This is a genomic window from Nostoc sp. TCL240-02, assembly GCF_013343235.1.
GTDB lineage: Bacteria > Cyanobacteriota > Cyanobacteriia > Cyanobacteriales > Nostocaceae > Nostoc.
The window spans coordinates 540,827-555,377 of record NZ_CP040094.1; the positions used below are offsets into that span (position 1 = coordinate 540,827).

The 14,551-nt window shown below is 41.1% G+C and carries 12 protein-coding genes and 3 pseudogenes; 8 read left to right on the forward strand and 7 right to left on the reverse strand.

All coding sequences use genetic code 11. From position 1 onward, the window contains the following. Nucleotides 1-14: 14 nt before the first annotated feature. From FBB35_RS02430 to FBB35_RS35335, 3 genes are all read right to left on the reverse strand, one after another. Nucleotides 15-758, reverse strand: coding sequence for a PEP-CTERM sorting domain-containing protein (locus FBB35_RS02430; RefSeq protein WP_174708325.1), 744 nt, complete (start codon nt 756-758; stop codon nt 15-17). Between the two features lie 640 nt (nt 759-1,398). Continuing rightward, the gene (locus tag FBB35_RS02435; protein WP_174708326.1) at nt 1,399-1,917 is read right to left on the reverse strand and encodes a DUF456 domain-containing protein; all 519 of its coding nucleotides are present in this window, start codon (nt 1,915-1,917) and stop codon (nt 1,399-1,401) included. 102 nt (nt 1,918-2,019) lie between these two features. Next, a complete protein-coding gene (locus FBB35_RS35335) occupies nt 2,020-2,148 on the reverse strand; it encodes a hypothetical protein (protein ID WP_302480944.1) in 129 nt (42 codons plus the stop codon). Between the two features lie 26 nt (nt 2,149-2,174). Here FBB35_RS35335 and FBB35_RS02440 point away from each other — a divergent pair, with 26 nt between their 5' ends. Next, entirely contained in the window at nt 2,175-3,089 is a 915-nt protein-coding gene (locus tag FBB35_RS02440; protein ID WP_174708327.1) for a M48 family metallopeptidase, read from the forward strand. A 223-nt stretch (nt 3,090-3,312) separates the two neighbouring features. Here the strand turns inward: FBB35_RS02440 and FBB35_RS02445 are convergent, their stop codons facing one another. Both FBB35_RS02445 and rpaB read right to left on the reverse strand, forming a co-directional pair. Beyond that, nucleotides 3,313-3,948 carry a cofactor assembly of complex C subunit B gene (locus FBB35_RS02445; protein WP_174708328.1) on the reverse strand — a complete coding sequence of 212 codons (636 nt, stop codon included), beginning with the start codon at nt 3,946-3,948 and terminating at the stop codon, nt 3,313-3,315. A gap of 241 nt (nt 3,949-4,189) precedes the next feature. Further along, on the reverse strand, nt 4,190-4,918 hold the full coding sequence (rpaB, locus tag FBB35_RS02450; RefSeq protein ID WP_012412029.1) for a response regulator transcription factor RpaB: 729 nt from the start codon (nt 4,916-4,918) through the stop codon (nt 4,190-4,192). A 170-nt stretch (nt 4,919-5,088) separates the two neighbouring features. On the opposite strand from rpaB, the gene radA reads away from it, so the two are divergent. The 3 genes and pseudogenes from radA to FBB35_RS02460 form a co-directional block, all read left to right on the forward strand. Continuing rightward, nucleotides 5,089-6,642 carry a DNA repair protein RadA gene (gene radA / locus FBB35_RS02455; protein ID WP_174708329.1) on the forward strand — a complete coding sequence of 518 codons (1,554 nt, stop codon included), beginning with the start codon at nt 5,089-5,091 and terminating at the stop codon, nt 6,640-6,642. A 119-nt stretch (nt 6,643-6,761) separates the two neighbouring features. After that, a pseudogene (locus FBB35_RS34230) lies at nt 6,762-6,851 on the forward strand (Uma2 family endonuclease); the annotation flags it as partial. A 506-nt stretch (nt 6,852-7,357) separates the two neighbouring features. Beyond that, a pseudogene (locus FBB35_RS02460) lies at nt 7,358-7,918 on the forward strand (Uma2 family endonuclease); the annotation flags it as partial. Between the two features lie 9 nt (nt 7,919-7,927). Here FBB35_RS02460 and FBB35_RS02465 read toward each other — a convergent pair. Further along, on the reverse strand, nt 7,928-8,884 hold the full coding sequence (locus FBB35_RS02465) for an IS630 family transposase (RefSeq protein WP_174708330.1): 957 nt from the start codon (nt 8,882-8,884) through the stop codon (nt 7,928-7,930). A gap of 64 nt (nt 8,885-8,948) precedes the next feature. Between FBB35_RS02465 and FBB35_RS02470 the strand changes: the two are divergent. Together FBB35_RS02470 and FBB35_RS02475 are read left to right on the forward strand one after the other, a co-directional pair. Next, a pseudogene (locus tag FBB35_RS02470) lies at nt 8,949-9,200 on the forward strand (Uma2 family endonuclease); the annotation flags it as partial. A gap of 584 nt (nt 9,201-9,784) precedes the next feature. Then, on the forward strand, nt 9,785-11,035 hold the full coding sequence (locus FBB35_RS02475; protein WP_174708331.1) for a serine/threonine-protein kinase: 1,251 nt from the start codon (nt 9,785-9,787) through the stop codon (nt 11,033-11,035). A gap of 289 nt (nt 11,036-11,324) precedes the next feature. Here FBB35_RS02475 and FBB35_RS02480 read toward each other — a convergent pair whose 3' ends face one another. Beyond that, nucleotides 11,325-12,233: a DUF3365 domain-containing protein gene (locus FBB35_RS02480; RefSeq protein ID WP_174708332.1), complete on the reverse strand. Its 909-nt coding sequence runs from the start codon at nt 12,231-12,233 to the stop codon at nt 11,325-11,327. A gap of 294 nt (nt 12,234-12,527) precedes the next feature. Here FBB35_RS02480 and FBB35_RS02485 point away from each other — a divergent pair, with 294 nt between their 5' ends. Further along, nucleotides 12,528-14,423, forward strand: coding sequence for a serine/threonine-protein kinase (locus FBB35_RS02485; protein ID WP_174708333.1), 1,896 nt, complete (start codon nt 12,528-12,530; stop codon nt 14,421-14,423). Then, complete coding sequence (locus FBB35_RS02490) at nt 14,386-14,541, forward strand: hypothetical protein (RefSeq protein ID WP_174708334.1); 156 nt, start codon at nt 14,386-14,388, stop codon at nt 14,539-14,541. The genes FBB35_RS02485 and FBB35_RS02490 overlap by 38 nt, the downstream gene beginning before the upstream one ends. Nucleotides 14,542-14,551 lie beyond the last annotated feature (10 nt).

Sequence of the window (14,551 nt, forward strand, 5' to 3'; positions counted from 1 at the left end):
TAAAATAGGTCTTATTAAACAACACTTTTGCGGCGGCGAGACATCACCATTACAGCACCTACTGCACCAAAACCAAGTAATGCAGCAGGTTCGGGAACGGAAGTAGTGAAGGTAGAACCAGAAAAAGTCAAATTAGCCAATGAACCGCCAGTAGTATCGAGAATTGCATTTGCCTGAGCAACAGTAGTATCATTTCTTTGGAAAGATAAGCTTCCTGCTCCTTTAGTTATCTCACCAGTAGCGCTGGTAAAGTAGCCCCACAAATCAACTGCTATAGTAATATTTGCACCAGTCTGAGTTATTTTGTAATCAGAAGATGTCAATGTAAAGATATTACTACCATCCGCTAGAGAAGCTGTATTTTCCCCATTCAGAACTATGCCAGGAAGGGTAAGATTACCGAGGTCTAGAAATGGATTTTGTACAGTATTACCTGTGAAAGAAATGATATCACGTATACTTGCGGAATTGAAACCTAAGAAACTTCCTGTCTGAGCGGCAATAGCAACTGGGGTACTCTTTACGCCATTGGCATCTGCAATAATGCTATCTGGACTGAAGGTTAGTGAATCTTTTTTTAATGTTACTAAACTGCTAGCAAATGGATTCTGAGTTAGACCACCGTTAAAACTGAACTCACCTGTAAGTGCAGCAGCTTGAGCAGAACCAACAGATGTAAATAACCCAGCAACAGCTAAAGGAAGTGCAGCAGTAGCAGCCAGAGTAGCGTTTAGTAATTTAGATTTTAAACTAATCATGATCGTTTGAGAATCCTAATAATAACTTTGACGGGAACAATTGATTGTTTTACTTGTACTATCAGTAATTTATTTAAAATACTGTCAGTGAAAGCGGCACTTGTGTGACGTATTTCTTATTTCCATAAAATCACATAGATTCTGAGTATGCAAGATTTACTTAGTGGTCTTCATTACATCTTCAATTACTGAGTCCTCTTCATAAAATTTTAATTTCTGGTATATCTGTCCTTCGTATATTTGTCATTTAATAGGGTTGAAGGCGATCTATTTAACTTCCATATACATAGTTACAATTAGTGCTTTTTATTCTTGCAGATTACTCAACTATTTTTTAGATAAATAGAGTAAGTAATATATTTATATTCAGCCATTGGACATTTACCAAGCTTTTTGAAGGGTGTCAATTTACCTTTTATCCAGACTATAAGAGGAATTGAGAATGTTTATTCGGGAAGTGTTGAAATAAAAGAGATTTATCCAACGCGCAATACACTAAGTAGCGGTTTCTCCTGTCCATAGATGAAATGGGAGAAATCGCTCTCTTGGTGTAATGTGCAAAATTTTAGTCAGCTAATTGAATGTCTGTAATAAATAGAATGACTACTAGCTATGACTGTTATTCTCAGATGTTGAAATGCTAAGAACCAAATACTTGTGGCCAAGTTGTCACAACGAAAACTACAACTGCTGCGATCGCTAATAACCCTTGAATCAAATTTCCCACCAAAGAGCCGACTACAATTCCTATACCTGCTTTAACCGCCAACCCAAATTCACGTCGGTAAATGTACTCACCAATAATTGCTCCCAAAAGCGGGCCTAGTAAAATTCCTAACAGTGGCCCGCCAAAAGGCAATGTTGGCAATAATCCCAAAAATCCTACCACTAAACCGATAATTGCACCAATTTGCCCCCATTTGCTAGCTCCAGCTTGTCTTGCTCCCACATAGCTAGCTAAAAAATCTACTCCCACACTTAGGAGCAAAACTATAATTGTCACAATTAGAGGAATCTTGATAGCCGCGAAGGAACTACTAACGATTCCCCAGACGATAATTGCAATTAAAATTAAGCTGCTACCGGGTATAGCTGGAACTACAGCACCGATGATACCCACAACCATTACGGTAATTAATAGCCAATAAATAATTTGCATAGATAAATTTCTAAATTTCCGAGCGCCCCTACTTTATATTGTATCTGGGCAAAATGCTAATAAATGCTGAGATTTCACCAACAGCAAATATGATTTTCTAGTTCAATCTGCTAAAATCTCTCTGCGATCGCTCAAGGCTTGTCTTAATAATTGTGGGTTGTAGGAATATACCCCTAGCCACAGGCGCACTGAAAGCACAAGCCATTCGTACTGACTAACTGAACTTCTCAAACACTCCAAAATAAAGCTCAAAACTTATGACGAGAAAAATATTAACTGGACTGAGTTCAGAAGCCTACGAACATCCTTTTGATCGCAAAGCCTTGGCTTCTTTGCAAAATATGCCTGGTGTTTCCTTACTACTCAAGAAAATTAACGAATACGGCATTGATCGCTTACTCAGACTGCAAAGCCTTGGTAGTGAAATCAGAATTTCGCCCCGTAATTTTCCCCAATTACATCAAGCATTTGTAGAAACCTGTGAAATTCTTGATGTTGCTCCCCTTCCTGAACTGTATCTGTTTCAAGGCACAGGACACATTCAAACCTATATTGTTGGGGTGGAAAAACCCCTTGTTGGTATCAATTTAGATGCAATGGAGTGGCTTGGCCCGGATGAGTTACTTTACGTTTTCGGACACGAAATTGCTCGCATCAAGAGTCAGCACATGGTTTATCACCAAATGGCAATTGTGATGCCAACTTTGAAAAATTTGTTAAGCAGTACAACGCTGGGTGTGGGTGGTTTGATAGCTGGTGGTATGGAATTGGGTTTGTATAATTGGCGGATGATGGCTAGGTTCACTGCCGATCGGGCGGCTTTGCTTGCTTGTCAGGATATTGATGTAGCAACTACTACACTGATGAAACTCGCAGGTTTGCCAGATGAGTACTTGACTACTGCTGTAATAGAAGATTTTCTTGTTCAAGCTCGTGAGTTCGCATCCAACAACTTTGATAGCGTAGATAAAGTCACTAAAATATTAAGCTATACAGAGTCTAGCCTTTCTTGGGTAGTTATGAGGGCTGGTGAATTATTAAGATGGGTTGATTCTGGAGCTTATGATAATTTAATTCAACAGACAAATTTAGATACACCAAAAGAACCAGAAGCAAAAGAAGAAAAGACACCAGAAGAAAAGGAAGGGTGGAATTTTTTGACTTCTTGGTGAGTTAATAAGTCGTAATTCGTAATTCGTAATTAACTATAGATAAGAGCAAGTTAATTTGAGTTAATAGTAGGACTTACGTAAATAATATCTAAAACCTTGATTCTATGGTGGGGCAATTCATGAATTGCCCCTACAGTGTGTACTTTTGCGTAAGTCCTAAATAATTACAAATTACGATTTATTCTGACAGATAACTAACCCAAATTTATATTAGTTGGTTGGATCAAGTCGAGCTAAGAGTAACGACTAATTTATCAGCAATTCCGGCAATCCAATTTTCATCTTGTTTGGTATAACTGCGAGGAGCATTCGCTCCCAAAATTAACGCACCTTGGTTGCCAATAGGTTGACAAATTACACCTTGAGTATTCTCTGGTAAATAATCAAATTCAAGCCTACCTGGATATATTTTTAGAGCAACTAGATAAATCGGCTTTTGTTTTTCGAGTACCTGTTTTAAGATTACTCCTGGTACAACTTCAGATTTAGTACCCAAAATACCACGACGCAACAAAACCTTACCTTGGTAATAAACCACAAGCGATCGCGTTACTGTATTAGTCAATAATAAATGAGATGCCCAGGCCAGCTCTGTTTTCACTGCTTCGGTTAAATCTGCTGCCAGTACAAAACCTTCTTCTCCAATTAGTTCTACAATATCAGGCGATCGCGGCTGAACTTGCTGCCAAATTAAACCAGTCAAAATTAACACCGCACTCAAAATTACGCCCACCACATCACCACGTGATTGAGACTGGGTTAATTCCTCTGTCAACAAACGGTTAATCAGCAAAAGTACAGCGCCTAGCCCACCCACCACAATGGGTAGATGCCGCAAAACTCGATTGTCATTTGTCATTTGTCATTTGTCATTGGGAATTGGGCATTGGGAATTGATAATTGGGAATTGGGCATTGGGCATTGGGCATGAAGAAGAGACAAGGTAGACAAGGAAGAGGGGGGAGACAAGGGAGAGACTTATTCAATAATTCCCCCTTGTCCCCCTTGTTCCCCCTGCTCCCCTGCTCTCTGCTCCCTGCCGCCTGCTCCCTGCTCCCTGCTCCTTGCTCCCTGCCCCCTGCCCTTCCTCCCTCATCTCCTCACTCCTCCCCTGGTTCAATAATTCGCTGGAAAAGATAACCAGTACCCCTCGCTGTGAGTATCAATTCTGGGTTACTAGGATCATCTTCTAACTTTGCCCGCAAACGTGATATATGCACATCTACTACGCGGGTATCTACATGACGTTCTGGTGTATAACCCCAAACTTCCTGCAAAATTTCCGAACGAGAAAAAGCTTCTCCAGAGCGACTGACTAACAACTCTAACAAGCTGAACTCCATACCCGTCAATCGAATTCGCTCATCGCCTTTGTAGACTTGTCGCTTATTCGTATCGATTTTAATATTAGCGACATGGATTACCCCAGAACTGGGAATGCCAGAAGCACCATTTTTATCTACCCGTCGCAGCACTGAGCGAATCCGGGCTTCTAGCTCCTTGGGGGAAAATGGTTTAACTACATAGTCATCAGCACCCAATTCTAGCCCGGTGATGCGATCGGCTACATCACCCAAGGCTGTTAGCATAATAATGGGGACATCTGATTCTTTTCGTAATTCTTGACATACACCATAGCCGTCTAGCTTTGGCATCATTACATCTAAAACTACCAGGTCAGGCTCAGTTTTGCGAAAAGTTTCCAAAGCTTCTTCCCCGTCGCCAGCCGTCACTACATCGTAGCCAATCATGGAAAGGCGCGTTTCCAAAATCCGGCGAATGCTGGCTTCGTCGTCTACCACCAAGATTTTTTCTTTATGGCTTTCCAAGTTTCTCTAGGCTCCTTAACTAAAAATTTACATGATTAATTTTTAATACCATAATATTAAGATATCATTCCATCAATTGATTTGGAAAAAGCTCTAAATACTACTATTATTGGTTTTTAGTTTTTTTCAAGAATTAAGTAAATATTAAGATTATTTAATAAGATTTAAGAATGGCAAAGCCAAAAACCTTTTTCACTTGTAATGAATGTGGAGCAGAATCGCCCCAGTGGTTTGGTAAGTGTCCAGCTTGCGGTACTTACAACTCTCTAGAAGAACAAATTTCTATTCAATCCTCAGTAGATGTACCCAGTCGAGGGGGGGTAAGTAGTTGGCAATCGGCTCAAAGCAATGGCAAATCTCACTCTAAACCAGCTAAAGCCCGTGCCTCTTTGACATTCGATCAAATTACCGATCGCCAAATCGCTCGCTGGGAGTCTGGTTATGGAGAATTAGATCGAGTGCTTGGAGGTGGGGTTGTCCCTGGATCTATGGTGCTGATTGGTGGCGATCCAGGTATTGGTAAATCGACTTTATTGTTGCAAGTATCTAATCAATTAGCACAGAAATACCGCATCCTTTACGTAACTGGCGAAGAATCGGGACAGCAGGTAAAATTACGAGCTTCTCGTTTGGGAGTATCAAAACCCCTAAGTGTGGTTAATGAGGGGAAGCTTGAAGTAATCGTAGATCCGACACTACCCATAGAAGTAGTAGATTCTACACTACCCATAGACCCTGACAGTATAGGTGCAGATTTATATGTACTGCCAGAAACAGATTTAGAAGAAATTTTACGGGAAATAGATTCTCTAAAACCAAATGTGGCGGTGATTGATAGTATCCAAACGGTGTTTTTTCCGGCGCTGACTTCTGCACCAGGTTCAGTGGCTCAGGTACGGGAATGTACAGCAGCACTGATGAAGGTGGCAAAGCACGAAGATGTTACCATGCTGATTGTGGGACACGTGACTAAAGAAGGAGCGATCGCCGGGCCAAAAGTTTTAGAACATTTAGTAGATACGGTGTTGTATTTTGAAGGCGATCGCTTTGCCTCCCATCGATTATTACGCACAGTCAAAAACCGCTTCGGCGCAACTCACGAAATCGGCATCTTTGAAATGGTGACAGATGGATTGCGAGAAGTCTCTAATCCCTCAGAGCTATTTTTAGGCAACCGTGACGATCCGGCTCCCGGTACTGCCATTGTGGTTGCTTGCGAAGGTACTCGCCCCATCGTTGTAGAATTGCAAGCTTTAGTAAGTCCCACCAGTTACCCTTCCCCTCGACGTGCTGGAACTGGCGTAGACTACAACCGCCTAGTACAAATTCTCGCCGTCTTAGAAAAACGGGTGGGAATTCCCATGTCCAAGTTAGATTCTTACGTTGCTTCTGCGGGTGGGTTGAATGTGGAAGAACCGGCGGTAGATTTAGGAATAGCGATCGCAATTGTAGCTAGTTTCCGCGATCGCATCGTCGATCCCGGTACAGTCTTAATCGGTGAAGTTGGGCTAGGTGGACAAGTGCGATCGGTTTCCCAAATGGAACTGCGGTTGAAAGAAGCTGCTAAGTTGGGATTTAAAAGAGCGATCGTGCCAAAAGGAACAAAATTCCCCGACTTAAATATTGAGATATTACCAGTCTCTAAAGTAATAGATGCAATTATCGCCGCCATACCGCATCAAGAATTGACAGCCGACGATTTAGAACCAGACGAAGATGAGTAACTATTGGGGACTGGTGACTGGGTACTGGGTACTGGGTACTGGGTACTGGGTACTGGGTACTGGGTACTGGGAAATTGTTCCAAAATTTGGGAAGGGTCAAAGCAAATTTCATAATTTTTACGAGTGAAAACCGCGCTGGAAAGTGGTTACGGTGGTGGGATGAACAAGGAAACCTTTTACCTTGGGGAATAGAATTAGCCCAACAGGAACTGCATCACGGCTTCCCTGTCTGTGGAGAAAAGTTTTGCACTGACTTTATTATCTGCCATTTTTCATACACCTTTAATGGTACTAAAGTTCAGTATTCCCCAAGTAATTTAGAAAGTAATAGTTATTTCTAAGCAATTAAGAAAATTTTTATACCTTTAAATAAGTGATATCTCGCTAATTACCAACCTTGAGCAAGTTTCACGATTAGAGTCCAGTGGCATTTGACCCAAGGAAGCCGAACATTTAGAGATAATAGTAGCAGAGGTAATCTCAAAATCTAGCGTTAGCAGAGCGGTACGCTAGCACTTCACAGCTAGTTGTGGAATAACATTATTACTTCTATGGCAATCCTATTTGATTGCGTGAAAAAACTCAGTACACATCTATTCGCTTCTGTTCCCTATTCCCTATTCCCTATTTCCTCTTAGAAGCTGTAAATTTAGCATAATAAGTACGGTAGAGCCATAAAAGTAATAGCCGAAAAATATCAAACCCTATTTTTACTATGACTTCTTCTCCCCATTACATCCTTCAATCTGACCCGCCGCTTCCTCCTTGGGAAACTCTACCAACGATGTATGATTTACCAAGTGACAACCCAGAGGAACCAGGTTTGCCAGACGGTTTTCACTTTTTACAACCCTTACTTTTATATTTAACTTTTCAGCCCATTAACTGGAATCCCGAACTAGTTTACAGTGCGGCTGACCTTAATCTCTACTATGATTTACAGCATCCTTTGTGGTATGAGCGCCCAGATTGGTTTGGCGTGGTAGGCATAGGAAAGTTATACAAAGGGCAAGACTTACGGTTAAGTTATGTAAGTTGGCAAGAACCAGCAAATCCCTTTGTGTTTGTTGAGTTATTATCTCCAGGTACGGAAGACGAAGATTTAGGCACAAGAAGAGAAAGTGCAGCAGATAAACATCCTAGCAAATGGGAAGTTTATGAGCGTATTTTGCGGATTCCCTACTATGTTGTTTTTAGTCGCTACACTAATGAACTTCGTACTTTTCAGTTAGTCGGCGGTCACTATGAACCGATGAACTTAACCCAAGGGCGCTTATAGCGGTTATCAGTCTTGTGAGGTACAGTAGCAGCAGTGAGTAAACCAACCCAGCAAATTCTCTATTGTCACTTCTGCGAATGCCGTATCTAATGCCTGGAGTAAATCAGGGTATGTCCTTGCACCGATGCGACGGAGAATGTTCTTAATCTTGGACCAACAATTCTCAATCGGTGAAAAATCGGGAGAATAGGGGGGGAGATAAATGAGATGAGCGCCAGCAGCGATGAGCAAAGCTTCAAGTTCATCACTTTTATGGATTGAGCAGTTATCCATGATCACCACTGCACCAGGCCAAAGTTTGGGTACGAGCTTTTGGGCGATGAAGGCATCAAAAGTCAAAGCATCGATAGAACCTAAGCCACTCCATTGGGTGAGCAGTCCTTTCAAGCTAATTGCACCAATTACCGAGACATTTTTCCCTTTGCGGTTGGGCTTTTGAGCATAGGCCTGAAGGCCAGGCAAGGCGCGGGCACATTTGCGGATGAAGGACAGATTAACTCCCGATTCATCTAAGAAAATCAGCTCTTCGACGGGTATCCCCCTCAAGAGTTTCCAGTACTCAAATCGGGCTAGTTGGACTTCATCACTACCTTTTTTGTGAGGTGGAGACTTTTTTTTGAGGTTGAGGTGAAGTTTCCAGCGAACCATCCGATTCACCGTAGCTACCCCAATTAAGACCTCTGTTTTCTCGTAAAGTCGTTCCCGCAATTCGCTTAACGTCGCATCGGGCTGTGCTATGACGAGTTGGCGCAGGATTTCTAACTGTTCAGCATTCAACTTTGTTGCTGTCTGCTCAGTCCGCACCTTGGGGCCTATCATCCCCAATTCTCGATGGCGTTTGAGTAAATTTTGCACAAAACTTAAGGTGACACCAAAGTTTTTAGCCAGTTTTCGTTGGGAAATGTCACCGCAGGCATAAGCATCAACTATTTTTTGACGCAAGTCGAGAGAGTAGGCTTTCATCACCACCAATTATCAGTAGAATTGCTCTCTCCTACTGTACTGAAGTAGACTGATAACCGCTATACTAATGCCAGAGATAAATTTAAGTTTAGGCTTATGGCAAGGTTCATTTCAAGATATTGAAAGGTTTTGGTTAAGGTGGTTCACCTTGGCGGGAGAATTAATTCCTGCACCCACAGAGGAAGCTGCTGCTGCAACTGAACGAGCTATCATTGCAGAACAAGAAGCTGCCCAAACTAAACGAAAAGTGGAACAATTAGCAGAACGTTTGCGTCAATTAGGCGTGAATCCTAATGAACTAGATGAATTACTGTAGCTTCAGGAGTCTTTTTTTCTATGGAGGATAATTTTCTGGTTTTGAGGAATTACATATACTGGAAACTTTGATAGTCGATGCCGAAGTAGCTATCAAATAACAAGACTGGTTCGTATAAAGATTAATTTTTGAGAGCGATCGCATATTCAACACTTGAAATACATATAATATTTTCTTTGGAGAAGTCTATAGCAACTTTAGTTTTTTCTCAAAAACCATAATGTCACGCTATATCCTTACTGTTCCAAAACTCAATCCTAATTGAGTTGCTGGGGATGAGATATGGTTCAGCTACAACTCCAAAAGATGATAACCTAAACATTCGCAGATATTACCGCAGACACTGATTATATCCCAGATACTAAAACACGTAAGTATAAGTAGTATAATCAAGCTACTCATGTAAAAATTGTCTATTTGGTTACACAAGACTGTTAAAAGATTGTAGAAAAGTGTATTTCCTTGTGTTGATAGTGGTGCTAACCTCAATTTTAAGGATGTTATCAGCCCTTATCTGCTAGAGTTTCTGACTTTCAGCAAACTAGATAATTTATCAACAATAAAATCGCTAGGAGTGCGATGAGATGTCACAGTCCCATACCATAAGACCAGAAATAGCTGCTGGAACTCTAATTGATAACCGCTATATTATCCAAAAACTTCTGGGACAGGGAGGATTGGGGCGAACTTACTTGGCATTTGACACTCGGCGGTTTAATGAAGCTTGTGTCCTCAAAGAGTTTGCACCCATTGGCACAGGGGAAAGTGGGCTGGAACAATATCGCAACTTATTTAAAAGAGAAGCAAAAATCCTTCATCAATTACAACATCCTCAAATCCCCAAGTTTTTAGCTTGCTTTGAAGGAGATGGTCGGTTATTCCTAGTACAAGAGTATGTCGACGGCAAAACATATTCTAGGCTGTTGGGAGAACTTCAACGTCAAGGAAGAAACTTTTCTGAAGACGAAGTTATCCAGTGGCTAAAAAATCTATTACCTGTTTTGGAATATGTCCATCAGCACAACATCATCCATCGAGATATTTCTCCTGATAACATCATGTTACCTGATGGCAAGGATCTGCCAGTGCTGATTGATTTCGGTGTTGGGAAGCAAATTGCTGACATGAACGAGGGGAGAAGTTCTAACCACCAAGTAACATTTGTTGGCAAAATGTCTCTTGTAGGCAAAGTGGGTTATGCACCTCGCGAACAGATTAGCTTAGGTTTATGCTCAGCTTCTAGTGACCTTTACGCCTTGGGAGTAACAGCTATTGTACTACTCACAGGTAGAGATCCATCTTTACTAATGGATCAGTACTCACTTGAATGGAACTGGCGTTATTATACTTACGTTAGTGATGAGTTCGCTCAAGTACTTGATTGTATGTTGGCAGATAGACCCAACAAGCGATATCAAACAGCCAGGGAAGTTATCAAAGATTTAGAGCGAATTGGAGAACCAGAACTAGCAATATTTCCTCCAGTCATCCTTGATGATTTGCCTGCTACGGTATTTAATCCTGAATTTCAGGCTATGTCGGCAATATCGCAGTCATACAACCAACCTGGAGAAACAACTTTTAGTTCACCTAGTTTACCTGCTAATGTACAAAGTGGGCAAATTGAACAACAACAACCTTCACTCCAACCAGGATTTATTAAACATTGTCAACAAGAATTAGCCTACCACATCGGACCAATGGCAAATATGATTATAGAAGAAATATTAGATGAGAATCCTTACATTTTACCTGATCAATTTGTTGAACTTATAGCCAACCAAATTCCTAACTTTCAAGCAGCTTTTGAATTCAAAAAAAGCTTATTTTCATAGATATTATAGACTACTCTGGCAATCCGATTTGATTTCTGTTCGCGTAGCACGGCGTAGCCATAATTATTTGCGTAGCAAGGCAATAGGCAATCTTGCTACAGTCAAAAAGCCTCTCTCAGACATACTAAATTTTTTCAAAAATCAAATATGAGTCCTATATCAATTTAGAAATAAGTTAGAATAGTTCAACTATTTCTATGAAAATTAATTACGTTAGCGTAGCGCTTACTCTTACAGAGAAGCAAGGTAAGCGCAGCATCTCGAAGAGAGAGCGTCATTACTAATTATTTTAATCTCCTGTACCCCCCTGAGTGCGTTTGATTCTTTTCATTGCCATTTCTAAACTTAACTGCATCCGTTTAAAGGCTTTAGCTAAATTACCGATTTCATCATTAGACATCTGCTCGAATTCAACTTCCATGTGTCCTGTACTAACTTCTTCCGCGATGCGAGTCATGCGTTTGAGTGGCACAACAACCTGTCGATTCAAGAACAAGTTAACTAACAGGATAGTCGCTATAAATATAGTTGATACAATTAAGATAATTAGTAAAGAAGACTGATTTGCTTTGCTGATTACATTCTTTGCCGGTACTGATATAATTTGAGCGCCGACAATCTCATTCAGCTTCCACCCAAATCCATTAGCTGTGCCATAAAGAGTAATCATACTTTGAGGGGCAGCCTCCGGTACGCTATGACACTTCAGACAGCTTTCTTCAGAAACTTTTAAGGGACGAGCAATATAAAAGATATCCCCACTAGGAATTGAGCGAAATCCACTCACTTCTTTAAGATCCGATTTATTTCTAAACCTTTCTACAATTTCCGTCTCAAAACCGTCAGCCTTATCCCGCAGATTTGTGGGATTGAGAGTTGCTTCTTTATAAAAGAAATCACGATATTCTGGTGTTTTCCGTAAAATCTCAAATACCTCCCGTGCTGAGTATCCAGGTACGGTTTGCGGCAAAAACTCAGTAGCCAATTTATCAACTAGCTCTGGATTCACTTGAGTACTGGTGTACTTACGAACAGAACTCATTGTTTGAATGAGGATGAGACCGGTAGAGCTAATATCTTGTTTAGCATTCTCCCTAAGCAAAGAAGAAAGAGCAAATCCACTCAAGCTCAAACCGAATGTCAGAATTACCAGTAGCAGAATTGTAAACTTTTGTTTCAGATTCAGATTCTTTAGCATAATTACAGATTACCTACAAGTCAAATTATTATGAACAAATATGGCGAAAGTCATCGTTTACTCTAACATGAGCAATCAACTCTCATATTTTGATCTAAAGGCAAAGTTTCGCTAAAGCTATTAGGGTATACACAACTTTATACTATTAGTAATTATCGAGGTTAATGAAAATGTTCTCTAAGTAGCTAACTTCCAAAAATCTACAACAGCGATTCAAATGGAATTCCCAAAAATTCGTGTTGGCTGTTTTGATACCGTGCCAAAATAAATACCAGCAATTGTCAAATATTACTAATGGTGTGGAATGCAGGAAAGTCTTTATTCGGGGGACGCTACATTATCGAAAGCCAACTAGGTGAAGGCGGAATTGGCATTACTTATCTTGCCAGAAATCAACGGAATCAACTGCGAGTGATTAAAACCCTTAAAGAAGAAATCCTGAACCACCCCGCCTGGATACTCCACCGAAACAAGTTACGGCAAGACTTCCGTGATGAAGCAGTTAGGCTGGCTGTGTGTCACCATCCCCATATAGTAGAAATAGAAACCATCTTCGATGATGGGAATTTGCCCTGCATGGTGATGGAATACATCGAAGGCGAAGACTTAGGACAGTATTTAAAACGGGTTGGAGTGCTATCAGAAGCAGAAGCGCTGCTCTACATCAGACAAATTGGCGACGCTTTGACACTAATCCATTCTAAAGGATTGCTGCATCGGGATCTCAAACCACGCAACATTATGATCCGCATTGATAAATCTGAAGCAGTGCTCATAGACTTTGGCATCGCTAGAGAATTTATTCCTAATGTAATTCAAAGACATACGGTGTATCGCACTCCTGGTTTTGCCCCACCTGAGCAGTATGAATCAGAAGCGCCACGAGGAGAATACATTGATATCTATGCTTTAGCTGCTACTCTGTATAATTTGCTTACCGGAGTGATACCGACAAGTGCAGATGATAGACGGCACAATATTAATTTAGAACCACCACAATATTTTAATCCCAACATCAGCAATAGGGTAAATCAAGCTATTATGTGCGGCATGGATTTGGAGTCAACCTATCGTCCCCAATCTGTGCAGGAGTGGTTGGATTTATTGGGCCCTGAAAACGAGAAAAAGATAGCACCAGCAACATCCACCTTAGTGATAACGCCCAGAGTAAAATTACCTCCACCTGTTGCATTAGACCAGCAAAACTGGCAATGTGTACAGACCCTCAGAGGTCATTCTAGTATGGTTCATGCGATCGCTATTAGTCCAGATGGGCAATTGATTGCTAGTGGCAGTAATGACCATACTATTAAACTTTGGCAACTGAGTACTGGCAAGCTAGTGCGTCAAATGGGTCGTTGGTCTTCTGGTCATTCTAGTATGGTTAATTCCGTTGCCTTTAGCCCAATCTCAGCAAAGCTTTCTTATCAAGGAGAGTCAGATAAATCTGCCGGAATCGCAGATTTGAATTGGGGAATCTTGGCTAGCGGTAGTTGGGATAATACAATCAAATTGTGGGATGTAAACACAGGAAAAGAAATTCGCACTCTCACTGGTCACACTAACTGGGTGAATTCTGTTGCCTTTAGTCCAGATGGCAAGTTTCTTGTTAGTGGCAGTGCTGACTGCACTATTAAACTATGGCAAGTAAACACTGGTATAGAAATTCAAACTCTCACAGGTCATTCCGACTCAGTTTCATCAATTGCTTATTCTCCGAGAACAGCTACAACGACAAATAGCCAGGATAGACAGCTTGTCGCTAGTGGCAGTAATGACTACACAATCAAACTGTGGCAAGTATACACAGGCAGAAACATCTACACATTTACAGGTCATTCCTTTTTCATAAACTGTATCGCCTTCAGCCACGATGCAGAAATGATTGCTAGTGGCAGTGGTGACAACACAATTAAATTGTGGCATGTAAACACAGGCAGAGAAATTCGCACTCTCATTGGTCATTCTGATTCAGTTTGGTCAGTTGCCTTTAGCCAAGATAGGCAATTTCTCGCTAGTGGCAGTTGGGACAACACTATCAAACTGTGGCATTTACAAAGTGGTAGAGAAATCAGCACACTTACAGGACATTCCAGCTATGTTCGATGTGTCACCTTCAGTCCTGATGGTCAAACCCTAGTGAGCGGTAGTGATGACGATACTATCAAGATTTGGCGACGGGGGAGATGAAGAAGTAAGGGAACGGAGAGCAAAATCTACCTTATCCGCCTCCACATCTTCTAGCCCTACGATAGAAATGCGATCGCCCCAAATTTGTGACAATAATCACGGCAACCGTGATTATTGAACAATAAATA